We start from the raw sequence: 18,634 nt of genomic DNA, 5'->3' as shown, positions 1-18,634 counted from the left end.
TCCCGGTCGATTCCATCCGGCCCTTCGTCGGCAAGGGCGCCAAGGTGATGCTGCAGCGCGCGCTCGACGCGTCGGGCGGCTATGACGAGGCGATCCTCGGCCAGACGCTGCCGATCCTGCTCGATTATTATGCGCAGAATCTGGCGCTCCACTCCCTGCCCTATCCCGGCATGATGGCGATGCTGGATGCGCTGGCGGAGCGCGGCGTGAAGCTCGCCATCTGCACCAACAAGGCGGAACGCTTCACGATTCCCTTGCTGCACCAACTGGGCCTGTTCGACCGTTTCGCCTCGGTCGTGGCCGGTGACACGGTCGGCATTGCCAAGCCCGATCCGGCGCCGATCCATGCAATGATCGAGCGGGCCGGCGGCGGCCGCACCATCTTCCTGGGCGACACGATCAACGACATTGCCGGCGCCCGCAATGCCGGCATTCCCAGCATCGCGGTCAGCTTCGGCTTCCTCGACGGCCCGGTCGAAAATCTGGAGGCCGACGGCGTGATCCACCATTTCGACGAACTGGTGCCGATGCTGGAAGCCTGGCCGGCATGAGCTTGCGCCTGGAGCGGGATGGCGCGGTCGCCCGGCTGCTGATCGACCGGGCCGATCGCCGCAACGCCATGACCCAGGCGATGTGGGAGGCGATGCCCCATATGGTCGCCGATGCCATGGCCGACGCGGATATCCGCGTGCTGATCCTCGCCTCGGCCACGCCCGGCCTGTTCTGCGCCGGCGCCGACATCAACGAATTTGCCGCCTGTTCGGGCGACGCTGACTGGCGCGCCGCCAACCAGGCCGCGATCCGCGCCAGCCATTATGCGCTGGCCCATGCGGAAAAGCCGGTGATCGCCGCGATCGACGGCGATTGTGTCGGCGGCGGATGCGGGTTGGCGATCGCCTGCGACCTGCGCATCGCGGCGCCCACCGCGCGACTGGGCATCACCCCGGCCAAGCTCGGCATCGTCTATTCGCTGTTCGACACCCGCCTGCTGGTCGATCTGGTCGGGCCGGCACGGGCCAAGCGCATCCTGTTCACCGGTGCGCTGCACGATGCCGAGGCGGCGCTTGCCATCGGCCTGGTCGACGAGATCGCGGCCGATCCGCTGGCCGCTGCTGACGCATTGGCCCGCGAGATTGCCGCCAATGCCCAGCATAGCGTGCGCGCATCCAAGGCGATGGTCCGCCGCATCCTCGACGGACAGGCGGATGACGACATGGTGACGCTGGAAATGTTCCGCGATGCCTTCACCTATCCCGACTTTGCCGAAGGGGTTGCGGCGTTCCGCGAGAAGCGCAAGCCGCATTTCTGATGCGGGTTAGGCAGTTTCCCCGCTCGGCCCGTCGCAACCGTTACGCTCTCTTAACCATCGACATTTACCGGATAATGCAGGATGGCGTTCCTGCATGACGTGACGTCATGCCGTCATGCTGCACAAAGGATCGGTCGCGCTTCGTGGGTGAGAATTTCGCCTTCTTCCTGCCCATCATGATGGCCAGCTTCGGCGTCGCCTTCCTCATCGTCTGGGGCTGGGGGGCGCGCGAAGCGGGCTGGTGGAGCGGTGCCTTCTTCAGCGTCGCCATGGGCTTTGCCGTGCCGGTCGCGTTCGACTTCCTGCCGACCGACCTGTGGGGCATCGTCGCCGACACCGCCTTTGCCACCGGATTCCTGCTGTTCAGCCAGGCGCTGCTGACGCGCTGGCGCCCCAATTGGGTGCTGGGGCTGCGCATCGCCATCTGGGCGATATCGATCCTGATCTGCAGCTTTGCAGTGATGCGGGACATCGTCCCGCTGGAACTGGTGTCGTCCGACTTCGGCTGCTTCCTGCTGATTTCCATTCCGCTGATCGCGGGCCGTGGCCAGTTGCGCGGCTGGCCCGATCGCGCCCTCTATGCCGCCGTCACGCTGGTGGCGCTCGACAATCTGCTGCGCGGCAGCAGCGTGTCCTTCACCCTGCCCAGCGGCGTCGCGTTCCGCGACAGCCAATATGCCTTCCTGATGCAGGCATTGGCCTGCATGTTCGGCTTGTTCCTCGCCCTATCAGCGCTCGCGGCGGCCATGCAGGACGTTCTCACCCGTTACCGCCATGATGCCCATGTTGATCCGCTGTCGGGCCTGCTCAATCGCCGCGGGTTCGAGGAAGCAGTCGCGCGCCATGATGCCAGCGGCAGCCTGATCGCCTGCGACATCGACCATTTCAAGCGGGTCAACGACGCCCATGGCCATGGGCTGGGCGACCGGGTGATCGTCGCGCTGGCCGACGCGCTTCGGGCGCTGGCCCCGGCCGATGCGGTCATCGCCCGCTTCGGCGGCGAGGAGTTCATCCTCTTCCTGCCCGGCGCAGACCCCGCCATGGCGACCGGCATTGCCGATGCCATCCGGCTGCGCTTTGCCGAACAGGCGGCAAGCCGGCTTGGCCTGCCCGGCCCGCTCACCGCCAGCTTCGGCCTCACCAGCCTGCATCGTGCCGACCGCTCGATCCATGACGCGATCGCACGGGCCGACAGCGCACTCTATGAAGCGAAGGAAAAGGGCCGCAACCGCGTCGCCATTCGGCCCGCGCTGGCGCCCGCCGGCGATGCTCAGTCGAGCCGTGCCATCGCCTGAAGAAAGGCGTCCCGTGTCGCCTGGCGCTTGAGCCGCCGCCGTCGCAGCAGGATCGCGACCGCGCCGAAGGGCAGGCACACCGCCAGCCCCAGGGCCGTCTGCGGCAATATCTGCAGCGTCATTTCGGGATGGCGGACGATCGCGATGATGTCGGCCAGCGCGGTCAGCAGCGAAAAGATGATCCACAGCGCAAAGAACAACCGCTCAGGATTGGCCGAGGGCACCGACTGGCTGGAGGGGAACTGGTTCATGCGCGTCCGATAGAACAGCGCGCGTCCTTCCCCAAAAGAAAAAGGCCCCCGCTTGGCGGAGGCCCCTTCCCTTATCCTGCGAGAGCGCAGTCGATCACATGTGGATCGGCTTGCCGGTCACGGCCATTGCCGCTTCCTTGATCGCTTCGCTGTGCGTCGGGTGCGCATGGCAGGTGTAAGCGATGTCTTCGCTCGACGCGCCGAATTCCATGGCCTGCGCCGCCTGCGCGATCATCGTGCCGGCGACGGTGGCGATGATCCACACGCCCAGCACCTTGTCGGTTTCGGCGTCGGCGATGATCTTCACGAAGCCGTCGGGCTCGTGATTCGTCTTCGCGCGGCTGTTCGCCATCATCGGGAACTTGCCGACCTTGACGGCGCCACGTTCCTTGGCGGCTTCCTCGGTCAGGCCCACGCCCGCGATTTCCGGCTTGGTGTAAACCACCGAGGGGATCACGTCATGGTTCACGATGCCGGTCAGGCCCGCGATATTCTCGGCGACGGCAATGCCTTCGTCCTCAGCCTTGTGCGCCAGCATCGGGCCGGGGATGACGTCGCCAATCGCCCAGACGCCCGGAACCTTGGTGCCGAACTCATGATCGGTCTCGATCTGACCGCGCGCGTTCAGTTCCAGGCCGATCTTGTCGAGGCCCAGGCCCTCGGTGTTGGGACGGCGACCGATCGACACCAGGACAACGTCCGCTTCGATCTTCTCGGCTTCGCCACCGGCGGCGGGTTCCACGGTCAGGGTCACGCCCGACTTGCCGACTTCGGCGCCGGTCACCTTGGTGCCGAGCTTATATTCGAAGCCCTGCTTCTTGAAGATCTTGTTGGCTTCCTTGCGGACTTCGCCGTCCATGCCGGGCAGGATCTGGTCGAGATATTCGACCACGGTCACCTTGGCGCCCAGGCGCTTCCACACCGAACCCAGTTCCAGACCGATGACGCCGCCGCCGACGACGACCAGATGACCCGGAACCTTGTCCAGTTCCAGCGCGCCGGTCGAATCGACGATCTTGCCGCCTGCATTGTCCACGGCCACGCCGGGCAGCGGGGCGACCGACGAACCGGTGGCGATGACGATGTTCTTCGCCGTCACCTTCTCGCCATTCACTTCGACGGTGTTGGCGCCGGTGAAGCTGGCCAGGCCCTTGAGCCAGGTCACCTTGTTCTTCTTGAACAGATATTCGATGCCGCCGGTCAGGCCCTTGATGGCATCGACGCGCTGGCCCTGCATGGTGGGCAGGTCCAGGCTCATCTTGTCGATCTTGACGCCCAGCTTGGCGAGCGCGCCGTTGGCGGCCTCGTCATAGAGTTCCGAGGCGTGCAGCAGCGCCTTCGACGGGATGCAGCCGACGTTGAGGCAGGTGCCGCCCAGCGTCTCGCGGCTTTCGGCGCAGGCGGTCTTCAGGCCCAGCTGCGCAGCGCGGATCGCGGCGACATAGCCACCCGGGCCAGCACCGATAACCAGGACGTCATAATCGAAATCGGACATGGGGTTTTCCCTTCTCCAGTCATGCCAGCCTAACTGGCATCGCTCTGCCCCAAATCAAGGGCAAGAGGCGCCCCGGCCGAAGCCGGGGCAACAATAAATGGTGATTATTACAGGTCGATCAGCAGACGGGTCGGATCCTCGATCGCGTTCTTGACCGCGACAAGGAAGGTCACCGCTTCACGACCGTCGATCAGGCGATGGTCATAGCTGAGCGCCAGATACATCATCGGGCGGATCACGATCTGGCCGTTACGGACGACCGGACGGTCCTCGATGCGGTGCAGGCCCAGAACCGCCGACTGGGGTGGGTTGATGATCGGGCTGGACAGCAGCGAACCGAACACGCCGCCGTTGGAGATGGTGAAGGTGCCGCCCTTCATATCTTCCATCGTCAGCTTGCCTTCCTTGGCCTTCTTGCCGAAGCCGCCGATGGTCTTTTCGATGGCAGCGACGCTCAGGCTTTCCGCATTGCGGATGACCGGAACGACCAGGCCGGTCGGGGCCGAGACGGCGACCGAGATGTCGGCGAAGTCGTTATAGACGATCTCGTCGCCTTCGATCTGCGCGTTGACGCCCGGAATGTCCTTCAGCGCCATGCAGACGGCCTTGGTGAAGAAGCCCATGAAGCCCAGACGGACGCCATGCTTCTTCTCGAACAGATCCTTGTACTTGGCGCGCGCCTCGATAACGTTGGTCATGTCGACGTCGTTGTACGTGGTCAGCAGGGCAGCGTTGTTCTGGGCTTCCTTCAGACGCTTGGCGACGGTCTGACGCAGGCGGGTCATCTTGACGCGTTCCTGCTTGCGGCTGGGGCCAGCGGCCGGGGCGTCGGCGGCAGGCGCCGAAGCCGGGGTCGCGGCAGCCGCCTTGGCGGTGCCGGAGGCGACGGCAGCCATGACGTCGTCCTTGGTCAGGCGGCCGTCCTTGCCGGTGCCCTTGATCTTGCTCGGGTCAAGACCATGCTCCAGCACCAGGCGGCGGACCGCCGGCGACAGGGTCAGGCTGCCGCCCTCTTCGTCGTCCGATGCAGCGGGAGCCGAAGCGGCCGGCGCGGGCGCAGCGGCTTCCGCCTTGGCAGCGGGAGCAGCGGCAGCAGCCGGTGCGGCGGCAGCGGCAGCGCCTTCGTTCACATAGGCCAGCAGCGCGCCGACCTCGACCGTGTCGCCTTCCTTGGCGACCAGATCACCCATGACACCGGCGACCGGCGAGGGCACGTCGACCGCGACCTTGTCGGTTTCCAGGCTGACGATCGGCTCGTCGGCCTTGACCGCTTCACCCGGCTTTTTGAGCCACTGACCGACGGTTGCTTCGGTAACGGATTCGCCCAGCGTGGGGACTTTGACTTCGGTTGCCATGTGCTTTCTCAGCCTTTCTTCTGGCGACGGATTTCTTCACGAACGCTGTGACCCAGCGCATCGGCGACGAGGGCGCCCTGTTCGGACACATGGCGCGAGGCCAGGCCCGTGGCAGGCGATGCCGAAGCCTTGCGGCCGGCATAGCGGGCGCGCATCGGCGCCTTGCCGGCCTTGGCCAGCGCTTCCTCGATATAGGGTTCGACGAAGAACCAGGCGCCGTTGTTGCGCGGTTCTTCCTGACACCAGACGACCTCGTCCAGATTGGTCATGCGCTCGATGCGCGTGGCCAGTGCGTCGGTGGCGAACGGATAAATCTGTTCGATACGGACGATCTGGGTGTTGGCGTCGCCGGCGGCGTCGCGGGCTTCCATCAGGTCGTAGAAGACCTTGCCCGAGCAGAGCACCAGGCGCTTGGTATCCTTGTCGGCCGACCCATTGGGGTCCGACAGGATGCGCTTGAAGTGCGTTTCGCCCAGGAAGTCCTCGGCCTTGCTGACGGCAGCCTTGTGACGCAGCAGCGACTTGGGCGCCATGATGATGAGCGGCTTGCGGAAGGGCCGCAGCATCTGGCGACGCAGCGCGTGGAAGTAATTGGCCGGGGTCGTGATGTTCGCGACCTGGATATTGCCTTCGGCGCAGAGCTGCAGATAGCGTTCCAGACGCGCCGAGCTATGCTCGGGGCCCTGACCTTCATAACCGTGCGGCAGCAGGCAGACGAGGCCGTTGGACCGCAGCCACTTGGTTTCCGACGACGCGATATACTGGTCGAAGATGATCTGCGCACCGTTGGCGAAATCGCCGAACTGCGCTTCCCAGATCACCAGGCTCTTCGGGTCCGCCAAAGCGAAACCATATTCGAAGCCCAGCACGCCATATTCGGACAAAGGCGAGTCCAGCACTTCGAAACGGCCATGCGGCACGGTCGAGAGCGGGACATACTTGGCCTCGGTGTCCTGGTCGGTCCAGACCGCGTGACGCTGGCTGAAGGTGCCGCGACCCGAGTCCTGACCCGACAGGCGAACGCCATAGCCTTCCGACAGCAGCGAACCGAAGGCCAGCGCCTCGCCGGTCGCCCAGTCGAAATTGGCACCCGACTTGAACATCTCGGCCTTGGCATCCAGCACGCGCTTCAGCGTCTTGTGGACATTATGGCCTTCGGGAACGGTGGTCAGCGTCCGGCCCAGGCTGTCGAACAGCTTCTGGTTGATCGCCGATTCCACGCTCTGGCGCGCGGTTTCGGCATCGGCCGGCTTGTGCAGGCCCGACCAGCGACCGGCGAACCAGTCGGCCTTGTTGGCCTTGTAGCTCTTGGCGGCTTCGAACTCGTCTTCCAGATGGGCGACGAACTCGTCGGTCGAACCGGAGACGAACGCGTCGTCCACCACGCCTTCCGCCTTCAGGCGCGCGGCATAAATGTCGCTGACCGGCGGATGCTGACGGATTTCCTTGTACATCAGCGGCTGGGTGAAGCCCGGCTCGTCGCCTTCGTTATGACCGAAGCGGCGATAGCACCACATGTCGACGACGACGTCACGATGGAATTTCTGGCGATATTCCATGGCCAGCTTGGTCGCGAAGGTCACGGCTTCGGGATCGTCGCCATTGACGTGCAGGATCGGCGCCTGGACACCCTTCGCCACGTCCGACGGATAGGGCGAGCCGCGCGAGAATTGCGGGCTGGTGGTGAAGCCGATCTGGTTGTTGATGATGAAGTGGACGCAGCCGCCGGTGTTGTAGCCGCTGACGCCCGAGAAGCCGAGGCATTCCCAGACGATGCCCTGGCCGGCAAAGGCCGCGTCGCCGTGGATCAGCACGGGCAGAACCTGCTCATGCTTGGTAAGGTCGTCGCGGAAGGTCTGCTGCGCGCGGACCTTGCCCAGCACCACCGGATCGACGGTTTCAAGGTGCGACGGGTTGGGAACCAGCGACATGTGGACCTTGACGCCGTCGAACTCACGGTCGGTCGAGGTGCCGAGATGATATTTCACGTCGCCCGAACCACCCACGTCTTCGGGGTTGGCGGTGCCGCCCGAGAATTCGTGGAAAATGACGCGAAAGCCCTTGGCCATGACGTTGGCAAGGACGTTCAGGCGGCCGCGATGGGCCATGCCGAACACGATCTCGCGCACGCCCGATGCGCCGCCATATTTGATGACCGCTTCGAGCGCGGGGATCATGGACTCGCCACCGTCGAGGCCGAAGCGCTTGGTGCCGACATATTTGCGGCCCAGGAACTTCTCATACTGCTCGCCTTGGATGACCTTGGCCAGGATCGCCTTCTTGCCCTCGGGCGTGAAGTGGATTTCCTTGTCCTTGCCTTCCAGGCGTTCCTGCAGGAAGCGGCGCTCTTCGACGTCCGCGATATGCATATATTCAAGGCCGACATTGCCGCAGTAATTCTGGCGCAGGATCGTCACGATCTCTGCGACGGTCGCGTACTGCAGGCCCAGCGTGCCGCCCAGGAAGACCTTCTTCGACGCGTCGGTCAGGCCATGATATTCCGGGGTCAGGTCCGCCGGCAGGTCACGCTTGGCCAGGCCCAGCGGATCGAGATTGGCGGCCAGATGACCGCGCACGCGATATGTGCGGATCAGCATCTGCGCGCGGATTGCGTCCTCGGCAGCCGATGCGATATCGGCCTCGGAAACAGCGGCACCCTGCGCCTTTGCAGCAGCCTTCACGGCCACCTGCATCTGCGTCGGGTCCATCGCCCCGGTCAGGTCGTCGGTGTCCGCCAACGGCCAGTTGGGGCGTGCCCAGCTCGGCCCCTGTTCGATCTCGAAATCCTGGTTCTCGTAACCCATCGTCTTGTGTCCCATGCATGCCGCGTGCAGTCGCGGAGCGGGAAAGTGCGGCCGGGGTGCAGCCCGGCCGCGTTTCCATATCATATTTTAAAGGCGGATCAGCCCTTCAGCACTTCCAGCAGGGTCTCGCCCAGCAGGCTCGGGCTGGCAGCGACCTTGATGCCGGCCGCTTCCATCGCCGCGATCTTGCTTTCCGCGTCGCCCTTGCCGCCCGACACGATCGCGCCGGCGTGGCCCATGCGACGGCCCGGAGGCGCCGTGCGGCCAGCGATGAAGCCAGCCATCGGCTTCTTGCGGCCCTTCTTGGCTTCGTCGATCAGGAACTGGGCAGCCTGTTCTTCCGCGTCGCCGCCGATTTCACCGATCATGATGATCGATTCGGTGGCGTCGTCGGCCAGGAACAGTTCCAGCACGTCGATGAAGTTGGTGCCGTTGACCGGGTCACCGCCGATGCCGACGGCCGTGGTCTGGCCCAGGCCCGCATTGGTGGTCTGGAACACGGCTTCATAGGTCAGCGTGCCCGAACGCGACACGACGCCAACCGAACCCTTCGAGAAGATGTTGCCGGGCATGATGCCGATCTTGCATTCGCCGGGCGTCAGCAGGCCGGGGCAGTTCGGGCCGATCAGGCGCGACTTCGAACCCGACAGGGCGCGCTTCACCTTGACCATGTCCAGAACCGGGATGCCTTCGGTGATCGCGACGATCAGCGGGATTTCGGCATCGATCGCTTCCAGGATCGAGTCGGCCGCGAACGGCGGCGGAACATAGATGACCGAAGCGTCGGCGCCGGTCTTCGACTTGGCTTCGGCAACGGTGTCGAACATCGGCAGACCGATGTGGGTCGTGCCGCCCTTGCCGGGGGTCACGCCGCCAACCATCTGCGTGCCATAGGCAAGAGCGGTTTCGGTGTGGAAGGTGCCGGTGGCACCGGTCATACCCTGGGTGATGACCTTGGTGTTCTTGTTCACCAGAATGGACATGGGTGTCCCTTTATTCTCTGTGGACGTGGCACTTGGGTCTAAAGCGACCCGTCCCAGGCTGCGCACTTACCTGGAACGGGACGGTGCAAGCTGGTTGGCTCAGGCGAGCGAGGGATCGATACCCTTGCAGGCTTCCAGCAGTTCCTTGACGGCGTCGACCGACACCTGGAGGTTGGCCTTGGCTTCGTCGTTCAGCTCGATCTCGATGACCTGCTCGACGCCATCCTTGCCGATGATGACCGGCACGCCGACATAGAGATTGTCGACGCCATATTGGCCGGTCAGGTTCGCGGCGCAGGGCAGCAGGCGCTTCTTGTCGCCCAGATAGGCTTCAGCCATGGCGATCGCGCTGGTGGCGGGCGCATAGAAGGCCGAACCGGTCTTGAGCAGCGCGACGATCTCGCCGCCGCCCGAACGGGTGCGCTTGACGATGGCGTCGATGCGCTCCTGGGTCGAACGGCCCTGCTTGATCAGGTCGGGAACCGGGATGCCGGCGACGGTCGAATATTCGATCACCGGGACCATGGTGTCGCCATGGCCGCCGAGCACGAAGCTGGTGACGTCCTTGGCCGAGACGTTGAATTCTTCCGCCAGGAAGTGGTTGAAGCGCGAGCTGTCCAGAACGCCGGCCATGCCGACGACCTTGTTCGCGGGCAGGCCCGAAAATTCGCGCAGCGCCCAGACCATCGCGTCGAGCGGGTTGGTGATGCAGATGACGAAGGCGTCGGGGGCGTTGGCGGCGATGCCCTCGCCCACGGCCTTCATGACCTTGAGGTTGATGCCCAGCAGGTCGTCGCGGCTCATGCCCGGCTTGCGGGCGACACCGGCGGTGACGATGATGACGTCCGCGCCCGCAATGTCGGCATAGTCGTTGGAACCGGTGATCTTCGCATCGAAGCCTTCGACCGAGGCGCACTGCGACAGGTCAAGAGCCTTGCCCTGGGGAACACCTTCGACGACGTCGAACAGGACGATGTCACCGAGTCCCTTGAGAGCCGCGAGATGCGCGAGCGTGCCGCCGATATTGCCAGCGCCAATGAGCGCGATCTTCTTACGGGCCATATGCAATCATCCTCCAAGATGTGAACTCTGGAATTGTCAGTGCGCCTACGCCCATATTGTGGGGGTTTCAACCAAACAAAGCCCCCTGTGGCAAATTATCTTTGCAATTCATTCGCAGTTGCATTAGAGGCTTTTTCACACCCTGTCGCTCCTGGTCTCCTACCCTGGACCTAGAGCCTTCCCTGCAGCGGTAGCCTGCCGGATGCTTCCCAAGTGGAAGCATCCGGTCTGTTTTTCCGTAAGAAAGTTGCGCCCTGATGAACGTCGACGCAAGCGGCGATAGGGCGAAATGCGCGCACGACGGGGCGCGCCGCGCTTATTTGGGACCGTGGCCCAGCGCGAGATAATCGTCGGACTGCATTTCCATCAGCCGCGACACGGTCCGCTCGAATTCGAACGCCCCATCCCCTTCGGGATAGAGTCGCATCGGCTCGGCATCGGCCGAGGCGAGCAATTTGACCTTATATTCGTAGAGCGAGTCGATCAGCGTGACGAAGCGCGCCGCCTCGTTGCGCTTCTCCGGCCCCAGCACCGGAATGCCGACGATGATGACCGTATGATATTTGCGCGCGATCGCCAGATAGTCGGGCGCGCCGCGCGCCTCGACGCACAGCCGCTTGAACGAGAAGACGGCAACGCCCTTCAGGCTCTTGGGCACATGCATGGTGCGCCCGCCCTGAACGACAATCTCCTCCGAGGGCACCTTGGCCCGGTCCTCGACCGAAAAGTCGGTCAGGCGGAAAAAGGCCTCCGACAGCGCCCTGGTCGCCTCCGGCCCATTGGGCACATGCCACAGCTTCGAGTCGCCCAGACGGTCGCGGCGATAATCGACCGGACCGTTCAGCGTCATCACGTCTAGCTTCGCCTTGATGAGATCGATGAAGGGCAGGAAGAGCTGACGATTGAGGCCATTCTTATAGAGCTCGTCCGGCTCGCGGTTGGAGGTGGTGACGATCGTCACCCGCTTTTCCAGCAGCCCCGTGAACAGCCGCGACATGATCGCCGCATCGGCCATATTGTTGACGACCATCTCGTCGAAGCAGAGCAGCCGCGCCTCTTCGGCCAGCGACTCGACCACCGGCGGGATCGGATCGCCCGACTCGGACTTGCGCGCCTCGGCCAGGCGGGCATGCACGTCGAGCATGAACTCGTGGAAATGGGCGCGCTTCTTGCGCTGGACATGGACCGTGTCGAAGAACAGGTCCATCAGCATCGACTTGCCGCGCCCGACCCCGCCCCACATGTAGAGGCCCCGCGGCGGCTCGGGCTGCTTGCGCAGCAGCTTCCATAGCGTCGAGCCACGCGCCGGCGTCGCTTCCAGATCGTGCTGAAGCTGGTCGAGTCGCACGGCGGCGGCACGCTGGTCCGGGTCGGGCCGCAATTCGCCAGCCGCGACCAGCGCATCATAACGGGCGATGACGCTGGTCACTGCGCCTTGGGCGCCTTGCGCAGCGTGGCGGTGGACGCGGCGACCGGCTCGCCATCCTGGGTGATCAGCATGCGCACGAACATGAGGCGCCCGGTCTCGCGCAGCAATTCCACCTCGGCCAGCAGGTCGGGACCGACCTTGCCCGCGCCCAGATATTGCATCGACAGGTCGATGGTCACACCGTTCACCTGATCGCGATAACCCATCGCCCACAGGCCGCCAAAATAGGCATGATCGGCAAAGGCGGCGAGGAAGCCGCCATGCAGCGTATCGAGCCGGTTGCGGTGGCTGGTGCGGGTTTCCAGCGCGACATGCGCCTTCTTCTCGCCCAGCCCGCGCATGTAGCCGCGGCCGATGGCCTGCAGGAAGGTGTCGGGATGCGGATCATGCCAGGCGGTCCAGCCCGACCATTTCCCTTCGTTCAGCGGTCGCCCGCCTGCAACACCGTCGCTGGTCAACTTACAGCTGCCGTTCGACCATCATCTTCTTGGTCTCCGCGATCGCCTTGGCCGGGCTCAGGCCCTTGGGGCAGACGTTCGCGCAGTTCATGATGGTGTGGCAGCGATAGAGGCGGAAGGGATCTTCCAGCTCGTCGAGGCGCTCGCCGGTGAACTCGTCGCGGCTGTCGGCCAGCCAGCGATAGGCCTGCAGCAGGATCGCCGGGCCCAGGAACTTGTCGCTGTTCCACCAGTAGCTGGGGCAGCTGGTCGAGCAGCAGGCGCACAGGATGCACTCATAGAGGCCATCCAGCTTCTCGCGATCGGCGGGCGACTGCAGCCGCTCCTTGCCGCTCGGCGCGGGGCTGACGGTTTGCAGCCAGGGCTTGATGCTGTTGTACTGGGCGTAGAAGTGGGTGAAGTCCGGCACCAGATCCTTGATGACGTCCATGTGCGGCAGCGGGGTGATCTGCACCTGCTTGCCGGCGCACTCGTCGATCGCGGTGGTGCAGGCCAGGCCGTTCTTGCCGTTCATGTTCATCGAGCAGGAACCGCAAATGCCTTCGCGGCACGAACGGCGGAAGGTCAGGGTCGAGTCATACTCGTTCTTGATCTTCAGCAGCGCGTCGAGAACCATCGGGCCGCAATTGTCGAGATCGATCTCGAACGTGTCGTAGCGCGGATTCTCGCCCGAGTCCGGATCGTAGCGATAGACCTTGAAGCTGCGGACATTGGTCGCGCCCTCGGGCGCCTTGTGGGTCACGCCCTTGCCGCTGATCTTGCTGTTCTTGGGCAAAGCAAATTCGGCCATCGCTCGTCGAGCCTCTTCGTCGATGTCTGTCTGATGGGGGTCCGCATAACGAAAAATCCGCAAAGGTCCAGCACTGAGACCATGATTCTGCCCCGGCGGGCCTTGTTGCAAATCGATTGCAAATAATCATTGCCGAAGAGGGGCTTCGGCTTGCGTCCCGCGTCAGCCACGCTAGAGCGACCTCGTTTCGCTCCCCCTCGCATTGCGACGCGGGGCGAAGTAAAGCAAACGCAGGTCATGCCCCTGCGGCGGCGAATATCTGTGGGGACCGCCTTCATTGCCGATCGACATCGCCTTTCTTGCCATCGCCGAAGCACAGCAGGTGTTTCACTGGCTGCCGGCCGCCCTTGAACTGGGCAAGCGCGCGGATGTGCGCGTCCATGTGCTTTCGCCCTCGCGCCTGATTCTCGATCTGGTCGCCAGCTATGATCCCGAAGGACGGCTCGACCTCATCAAGCTGCGCCGCCCCTCGACCAAGCCCGATTCCCTGTTCCGCCTGCCCTCGCGGCTGGCGACGCTGCTGCTCAACTATCGCGCCATCGCCCGCTTCCCGACCCTGGTGACGACGGAAATCACCAGCGCCTGGCTGAAACGGGTGCCCGGCTTTGCCACCCGCCTGGTCCTGATCAAGCATGGCGCGGGCGACCGGGCCGGCGGCTACAAGCAGCGCCACGCCGATTTCGACCTGACCATCGTCGCGGGCGAGAAGGATCGGCGGCGGATGATCGAATATGGCCTCTGCACCGAAGCCAATTGCCTGGTCGGCGGCTATGCCAAGTTCGAACTGCGCGCGCCGCGCCGGCCCTTGTTCGACAACGACAAGCCGGTGCTGCTCTACAATCCGCATTTCGACCCGGAGCTGTCTTCCTGGGGCAATCATGGGCCGCAGGTCATGGCGGCACTCGAAGCGCTGCGCGGCTGGAACGTCATCATCGCGCCGCATGTGAAGCTTGCCCGCCGCATCCCGCCGATCCACAGCGACAGCCCGCATATCCGCGTCGACATGGGCAGCCGCCACTCGATCGACATGAGCTACACGACCAGCGCCGACGCCTATCTGGGCGACGTGTCGAGCCAGGTTTACGAGTTTCTGCTCACCCCCCGCCCCTGCATCTTCCTCAACCTCGATCATCATGACTGGCGCGAGGATCAGGCCTTTGCCCATTGGCGTCTGGGCCAGGTGATCGACCGCGCCGATGCGCTTCAGGGCGCGCTCGATCGGGCAGCGGACTTGCAACCGGGCCTGGTTGCTGCTCAGGAAGCGGCAATGCAGGATAGTATCGATCTTTCCCCGGTCCCCGCTTCGCAGCGGCAGGCCGCCCTCATCCTCGATTTTGCGCAGAAGGCACAGGCATGATGCAGACGATCAGCACCACCCTCGGCCCGGTTCGCCTGCTCGGCGAGAACGCGACCCCGATCTGGGGCATGTCCAACGCCGAACGCAATCGCCGCATGGCGGAAAGCGCGGCCAAGAATGGCAGCACGCTGGCGCCGGGCCATGAACTGGTCTTCAACCTCGCCTATGCCTTCGACCCGCTGCTGCTGCGGCTGGTGCTGGAAACGCCCGGCACGATGTTCGCCTGGGCCGGCCAGCCGATCGTCGGCCAGGTGCCCGCGGGCAGCGACCCGATGCAGGCCAGCGGCCTCATCGACCTGTCGGACGGACGCAAGCTCTACAATCGCCAGTTGCGCAAGCTGGAACAGCCGATGGTGCGCGAACTGGTGCCCCAGACCCGCAAGGCGATCGAGCGGCAAAGCTATTTCGGCGCCTATAAGGGCGTCACCGACCTGCTGACCAAATATCTCTGGCCCGAACTGGCACTGATCCTGACGCGCATCGCCGCGCAGTTGAAGATGACGCCGAACATGGTGTCGGTGATCGGCGTGACGCTCTGCCTCGTCGCCACCTTCCTGTTCGCCAAGGGGCTGTTCTGGACCGGCTTCCTGTGCGGCTTCATCTTCATGGTGCTGGACACGGTGGACGGCAAGCTCGCCCGCTGCACCATCACCTCGTCCAAATGGGGCAATGTGATCGACCATGGCGTCGACCTGGTCCACCCACCCTTCTGGTGGTATTTCTGGGGCGTGGGCCTCACCTATTGGGGTCTGGGCCTGTCGGCCGGCACCTTCACCTTCATCATGACCGCCGTGATCGCGGGCTATATCCTCCAGCGCCTGATCGAGGGGATGTTCCTCAAGGACTTCAAGATGGACATCCATGTCTGGCGTCCGTTCGACAGCCAGTTCCGCCTGATCACCGCCCGCCGCAACCCGAACATGGTGATCCTGTTCGTGGCACTGCTGTTCGGCCGGCCCGACATCGGCCTGATCGCGCTTGCCTGGTGGACCATCATCTCGCTGGTCGTCCATGCCGTGCGCCTGGCCCAGGCCTATATCGTCCACCGCTCCGGCCGGCCGATCGTCAGTTGGATGGACGAGGCCGAGGCAGCGGCATGAACGCCACGATCGCGAAATTCGGCTGGCCCGCGACGCTGGTCGCCGAGTTCGACCATTGGGTCGTGCTGCTGCGCCCGGCCCAGCCGACGCTGGGATCGCTGGTGCTGGCGGCCAAGAGCGACGCGACCGCGTTCGGCGACCTGCCGGGCGCGGCCCATGCCGAACTCAAGGCCGTCACCGCCGCGATCGAGGCGGCGCTGACCCGCGCGGTCGGCTATGCCAAGATCAACTATCTGATGCTGATGATGGTCGACCCGCATGTCCATTTCCATGTCATCCCCCGCTACGAAGGGGAACGCAGCGCCGCCGGCCTGACCATTGCCGACGCTGGCTGGCCGGGCCAGCCCGACCTTGGCAGCGCGGTCAAGATTGACAGCGAAAGTGACACGGCACTGCGCGATTGGCTGAAGGGGTATTTCACGGCCTGACCGATCGGGTCAGGGCCGGACGGATCAGGGGCGGAAGGTCAGGCTCAGCACGAACCGGTTGGAATCCTTGCCCCAATTATATTCGGCCTGCATCGCCCAGTGGCTGGACAGTTCCAGATTGGCGCCGCCGATCGCCGCCCAGGGGCGGCTGCTCTTGAGATCGACCTTGTAGCGCAGACCGACACCATCGCCATCCTCGAACAGCGCGCCGCTGCGCACCAGGCCCGATACGGTCACGTCCATGTCCTAATAATTGGCGCCGACATAGGGTGTCAGCATAACATCCTTGCCCAGCGCGAAACGGGGACCGACACGGCCGGCGATATTGGTCATCTTCATGTCGGACCGCTCCTTGGCCGACACGCTGATCGTCTTGGCCAGCGACAGGGCGGCAAACCAGTGATTGGTGCCATAGCCCAATATGCTGCCGAAGGTGAAAGAGGTGTTGTCCACATTGGCGGTGAAGGGCAGCTGGGCATGGCCGCAGGGCTTGGCCGGGCGACAGAAGGGAAAGGGCACGAAGGCATCCAGATCGATATCGACACCGATATTGACATGCCCCTTCACCTTGCCGATCCCGGCGAACAGGTTGAGGAAGGGGAAGAGCCAGACATCCGCCTTGAATTCGGTGTTGCTGCTGTGACTTTCCATCTGCGTCGTGGTGACGAAGGGCACTTCCAGCAGCGGTCCGCCCGCCGGCGGATCCTCCCCCTTGGCGATGGCGATCGCCAGATTCCGGCTGTTCATATTCTGGACGTTGTGGATCAGCATGCCGCTGGCGCCCAGCGCGCGCTGGATATGATAGCCGCGCTCGATCGCCGCCCGCCCGCCGATCGGCAGCAGCGGATATTTTTCGCGTTCGGGCGGAGGTTCGGGAGCCGGCTCCGTGGCGGCCACCGGAACAGCCGGATCGGCAGGGCCACTGGCTGCGCCGGCGTCGGCCGTCACCTGGGTAATGATCGGTACGGGCGACAATTCCTCCGCCTGCGCCCGGCCTATCACACCCAGCGGCGCAGCCAGCATCGCGACGGATAGCAGCGTCAGTCTTCGCATCGCCATCATCCCCTGTCCCCCGGCCGCGTCCCCATTCTTCCGGGCCAAGCAGACTATATGCGGGAAAGGCCGCCTCGTGGCTTCTGGGTAATTTCCCCATTGCGACTGCACATTTCCCCCGATAGCGCCGCCCCTATCTCCCTCTAGGCTGGTCCGATATGACAGGGAGACATGGCGTGCGACACGCGCTGGCCGGGCCAAGCCTGATGATGTGCCTGGGCATGGCCCTGCCCGCCGCTGCCCAGAACAGCCCTTCGCGCGAGATCATGGATCAGGCGCAGAGCGTCCAGGCCGGCGAGGCGAAGGGGGATGGCGCCGCGGAACAGCCTGCGCCGGATGCGACACTTCCTTCGGCGCCCCCCAGCACCAAGCCGGACCTCGTGATCGCGCCGATCCCATTGTCCAATCCGGCCATGGGCACCGGACTCGGCGGCGCAGCCGTGCTTTACTACAATCCCAACGGCTCCTCCCGCCCCTGGATCAGCGGCATTGGCGGCGGCTATACCAGCACCGACAGCTGGGGTGTCGGCGTGTCGCACAACATGACGCTGGCCGACGACCGGCTGCGCTTCCAGGGCTGGGCCGGCTATGGCATCGCCAATCTGCGCTTCTATGGCATCGGCGCCAATGCCGGCGCATCCAACCTGTCGATCAAGCTGCGCGACAAGGCGTTCGCCGCCATGGTCGACACCCAATATCAGATCTTCAGCAAGGGCTTCCTGCGCCATCTCTCCTTTGGCGCGCGCCTCTATTATCTGAACATGGATGCCCGCGCCTCGCTGCCCCTGCCCAATCATCCCAACCTGACGCCGCCCGCGATTGAGCGGCACAGCCAGATTGCGATGCTCGGCCCCTCCTTCACCTTCGACAGCCGCAACAATCCGGTCGATCCGCGCAAGGGCGTCTACACCACCGGATCACTGACCTATGGCGCCGACTGGCTGGGCAGCGACTTCACCCATCACAAGTTGCAGATTGCGGGCAATGGCTATTTCCCGCTGGGGCGCGAAACCGTGCTGGTGGTGCGCAAGACGCTGTGCGAGGCGTCGGACGGCGCGCCCTATTATGACCTGTGCCTCTATGGCCAGAATGGCGACCTGCGCGGCTATGAGACCGGCCGCTATCGCGACCGGGCCAGCTGGGCGCTGCAGGGCGAGGTGCGCCAGCATCTGTTCGGCAAGATCGGCATGGTCGCCTTCGGCGGCATCGGCGGCATTGCGCGCAGCGGCAAGGATATCTGGAAACACACCAAGATGCTGCCGGCCGGCGGTTTCGGCCTGCGCTATCTCGCCTCGAAGGAGGCCAATGTGAATCTGCGGGCCGACATCGCCTGGGGCAAGGACGGCGCCGCCTTCTATTTCGGGATCGGGGAAGCCTTTTAGGTCGGGTAGACAGATCAGACGGTCGGCAAACGAGCAGAAGCGGACGCTTCCTGCTCCCCTCCCTTCCAGGGAGGGGCCGGGGG

18 protein-coding genes are annotated in these 18,634 nt (G+C 64.4%); 7 read left to right on the top strand and 11 right to left on the bottom strand.

The window, feature by feature from the left end; translation table 11 throughout:
- The 3 genes from CG471_RS24190 to CG471_RS24180 form a co-directional block, all read left to right on the top strand.
- Positions 1 to 551: HAD-IA family hydrolase (locus tag CG471_RS24190; protein ID WP_099234042.1), on the top strand; the 551-nt coding region annotated here is incomplete at its 5' end.
- Positions 548 to 1,309 (top strand): enoyl-CoA hydratase/isomerase family protein, encoded by a 762-nt coding sequence (locus CG471_RS24185; protein ID WP_099234041.1) that lies wholly within the window; start codon positions 548 to 550, stop codon positions 1,307 to 1,309. The genes CG471_RS24190 and CG471_RS24185, both read left to right, overlap by 4 nt.
- A gap of 143 nt (positions 1,310 to 1,452) precedes the next feature.
- Positions 1,453 to 2,604: a GGDEF domain-containing protein gene (locus CG471_RS24180; RefSeq protein ID WP_099234043.1), complete on the top strand. Its 1,152-nt coding sequence runs from the start codon at positions 1,453 to 1,455 to the stop codon at positions 2,602 to 2,604.
- Here the strand turns inward: CG471_RS24180 and CG471_RS24175 are convergent.
- The 9 genes from CG471_RS24175 to CG471_RS24135 all read right to left on the bottom strand — a co-directional run bounded on the left by CG471_RS24175 (position 2,580) and on the right by CG471_RS24135 (position 13,231).
- Positions 2,580 to 2,855: a hypothetical protein gene (locus CG471_RS24175; protein WP_099234040.1), complete on the bottom strand. Its 276-nt coding sequence runs from the start codon at positions 2,853 to 2,855 to the stop codon at positions 2,580 to 2,582. The two genes, CG471_RS24180 and CG471_RS24175, sit on opposite strands and share 25 nt — an antisense overlap.
- 94 nt (positions 2,856 to 2,949) lie before the next feature.
- A complete protein-coding gene (lpdA, locus tag CG471_RS24170; RefSeq protein WP_010337479.1) occupies positions 2,950 to 4,350 on the bottom strand; it encodes a dihydrolipoyl dehydrogenase in 1,401 nt (466 codons plus the stop codon).
- A 107-nt stretch (positions 4,351 to 4,457) separates the two neighbouring features.
- The gene (gene odhB, locus CG471_RS24165; RefSeq protein WP_099234039.1) at positions 4,458 to 5,705 is read right to left on the bottom strand and encodes a 2-oxoglutarate dehydrogenase complex dihydrolipoyllysine-residue succinyltransferase; all 1,248 of its coding nucleotides are present in this window, start codon (positions 5,703 to 5,705) and stop codon (positions 4,458 to 4,460) included.
- 8 nt (positions 5,706 to 5,713) lie between these two features.
- A complete protein-coding gene (locus tag CG471_RS24160) occupies positions 5,714 to 8,509 on the bottom strand; it encodes a 2-oxoglutarate dehydrogenase E1 component (protein ID WP_099234038.1) in 2,796 nt (931 codons plus the stop codon).
- Positions 8,510 to 8,607: 98 nt separating this feature from the next.
- Positions 8,608 to 9,492, bottom strand: a complete 885-nt coding sequence (gene sucD, locus CG471_RS24155; protein ID WP_004211155.1) for a succinate--CoA ligase subunit alpha — start codon at positions 9,490 to 9,492, stop codon at positions 8,608 to 8,610.
- Between the two features lie 99 nt (positions 9,493 to 9,591).
- Positions 9,592 to 10,554 (bottom strand): malate dehydrogenase, encoded by a 963-nt coding sequence (gene mdh / locus CG471_RS24150; RefSeq protein ID WP_010337480.1) that lies wholly within the window; start codon positions 10,552 to 10,554, stop codon positions 9,592 to 9,594.
- A 316-nt stretch (positions 10,555 to 10,870) separates the two neighbouring features.
- Positions 10,871 to 11,983: a cell division protein ZapE gene (gene zapE / locus CG471_RS24145; RefSeq protein WP_004211152.1), complete on the bottom strand. Its 1,113-nt coding sequence runs from the start codon at positions 11,981 to 11,983 to the stop codon at positions 10,871 to 10,873.
- Positions 11,980 to 12,441 (bottom strand): PaaI family thioesterase, encoded by a 462-nt coding sequence (locus CG471_RS24140; protein WP_099234037.1) that lies wholly within the window; start codon positions 12,439 to 12,441, stop codon positions 11,980 to 11,982. Before CG471_RS24140 ends, zapE begins: the two co-directional genes overlap by 4 nt.
- A gap of 1 nt (position 12,442) precedes the next feature.
- A complete protein-coding gene (locus tag CG471_RS24135; RefSeq protein WP_004211148.1) occupies positions 12,443 to 13,231 on the bottom strand; it encodes a succinate dehydrogenase iron-sulfur subunit in 789 nt (262 codons plus the stop codon).
- A 277-nt stretch (positions 13,232 to 13,508) separates the two neighbouring features.
- On the opposite strand from CG471_RS24135, the gene CG471_RS24130 reads away from it, so the two are divergent.
- From CG471_RS24130 to CG471_RS24120, 3 genes are read left to right on the top strand one after another with little or no spacing between them, the layout of a single operon-like run.
- Positions 13,509 to 14,588: a glycosyl transferase gene (locus tag CG471_RS24130; RefSeq protein WP_099234036.1), complete on the top strand. Its 1,080-nt coding sequence runs from the start codon at positions 13,509 to 13,511 to the stop codon at positions 14,586 to 14,588.
- On the top strand, positions 14,585 to 15,688 hold the full coding sequence (locus tag CG471_RS24125; protein WP_099234035.1) for a CDP-alcohol phosphatidyltransferase family protein: 1,104 nt from the start codon (positions 14,585 to 14,587) through the stop codon (positions 15,686 to 15,688). The genes CG471_RS24130 and CG471_RS24125 overlap by 4 nt, the downstream gene beginning before the upstream one ends.
- Positions 15,685 to 16,116, top strand: coding sequence for an HIT family protein (locus tag CG471_RS24120; RefSeq protein WP_099234034.1), 432 nt, complete (start codon positions 15,685 to 15,687; stop codon positions 16,114 to 16,116). Before CG471_RS24125 ends, CG471_RS24120 begins: the two co-directional genes overlap by 4 nt.
- 24 nt (positions 16,117 to 16,140) lie before the next feature.
- On the opposite strand, the gene CG471_RS31505 is transcribed toward CG471_RS24120, so the two are convergent.
- Positions 16,141 to 16,353 (bottom strand): hypothetical protein, encoded by a 213-nt coding sequence (locus tag CG471_RS31505; protein ID WP_257211677.1) that lies wholly within the window; start codon positions 16,351 to 16,353, stop codon positions 16,141 to 16,143.
- Between the two features lie 9 nt (positions 16,354 to 16,362).
- Positions 16,363 to 17,169: a porin family protein gene (locus CG471_RS24115; RefSeq protein ID WP_257211676.1), complete on the bottom strand. Its 807-nt coding sequence runs from the start codon at positions 17,167 to 17,169 to the stop codon at positions 16,363 to 16,365.
- Positions 17,170 to 17,345: 176 nt separating this feature from the next.
- Between CG471_RS24115 and CG471_RS24110 the strand changes: the two genes are divergently transcribed.
- Positions 17,346 to 18,551, top strand: coding sequence for an outer membrane protein assembly factor (locus tag CG471_RS24110; RefSeq protein WP_257211675.1), 1,206 nt, complete (start codon positions 17,346 to 17,348; stop codon positions 18,549 to 18,551).
- Positions 18,552 to 18,634: the final 83 nt, after the last annotated feature.

This window comes from Sphingobium sp. IP1, assembly GCF_002708645.1.
Taxonomy (GTDB): domain Bacteria; phylum Pseudomonadota; class Alphaproteobacteria; order Sphingomonadales; family Sphingomonadaceae; genus Sphingobium; species Sphingobium yanoikuyae.
This window is presented reverse-complemented; position numbering and strand designations above follow the sequence as displayed.

Excerpts from the sequence above, each read along its gene's own strand:
- CG471_RS24120 (WP_099234034.1), top strand. The coding sequence starts at position 15,685 with ATGAACGCCACGATCGCGAAATTCGGCTGGCCCGCGACGCTGGTCGCC.
- mdh (WP_010337480.1), bottom strand. The coding sequence starts at position 10,554 with ATGGCCCGTAAGAAGATCGCGCTCATTGGCGCTGGCAATATCGGCGGC.
- CG471_RS24185 (WP_099234041.1), top strand. The coding sequence starts at position 548 with ATGAGCTTGCGCCTGGAGCGGGATGGCGCGGTCGCCCGGCTGCTGATC.
- CG471_RS24175 (WP_099234040.1), bottom strand. The coding sequence starts at position 2,855 with ATGAACCAGTTCCCCTCCAGCCAGTCGGTGCCCTCGGCCAATCCTGAG.
- CG471_RS24160 (WP_099234038.1), bottom strand. The coding sequence starts at position 8,509 with ATGGGTTACGAGAACCAGGATTTCGAGATCGAACAGGGGCCGAGCTGG.
- lpdA (WP_010337479.1), bottom strand. The coding sequence starts at position 4,350 with ATGTCCGATTTCGATTATGACGTCCTGGTTATCGGTGCTGGCCCGGGT.
- CG471_RS24135 (WP_004211148.1), bottom strand. The coding sequence starts at position 13,231 with ATGGCCGAATTTGCTTTGCCCAAGAACAGCAAGATCAGCGGCAAGGGC.
- odhB (WP_099234039.1), bottom strand. The coding sequence starts at position 5,705 with ATGGCAACCGAAGTCAAAGTCCCCACGCTGGGCGAATCCGTTACCGAA.
- sucD (WP_004211155.1), bottom strand. The coding sequence starts at position 9,492 with ATGTCCATTCTGGTGAACAAGAACACCAAGGTCATCACCCAGGGTATG.
- CG471_RS24125 (WP_099234035.1), top strand. The coding sequence starts at position 14,585 with ATGATGCAGACGATCAGCACCACCCTCGGCCCGGTTCGCCTGCTCGGC.
- CG471_RS24115 (WP_257211676.1), bottom strand. The coding sequence starts at position 17,169 with ATGCGAAGACTGACGCTGCTATCCGTCGCGATGCTGGCTGCGCCGCTG.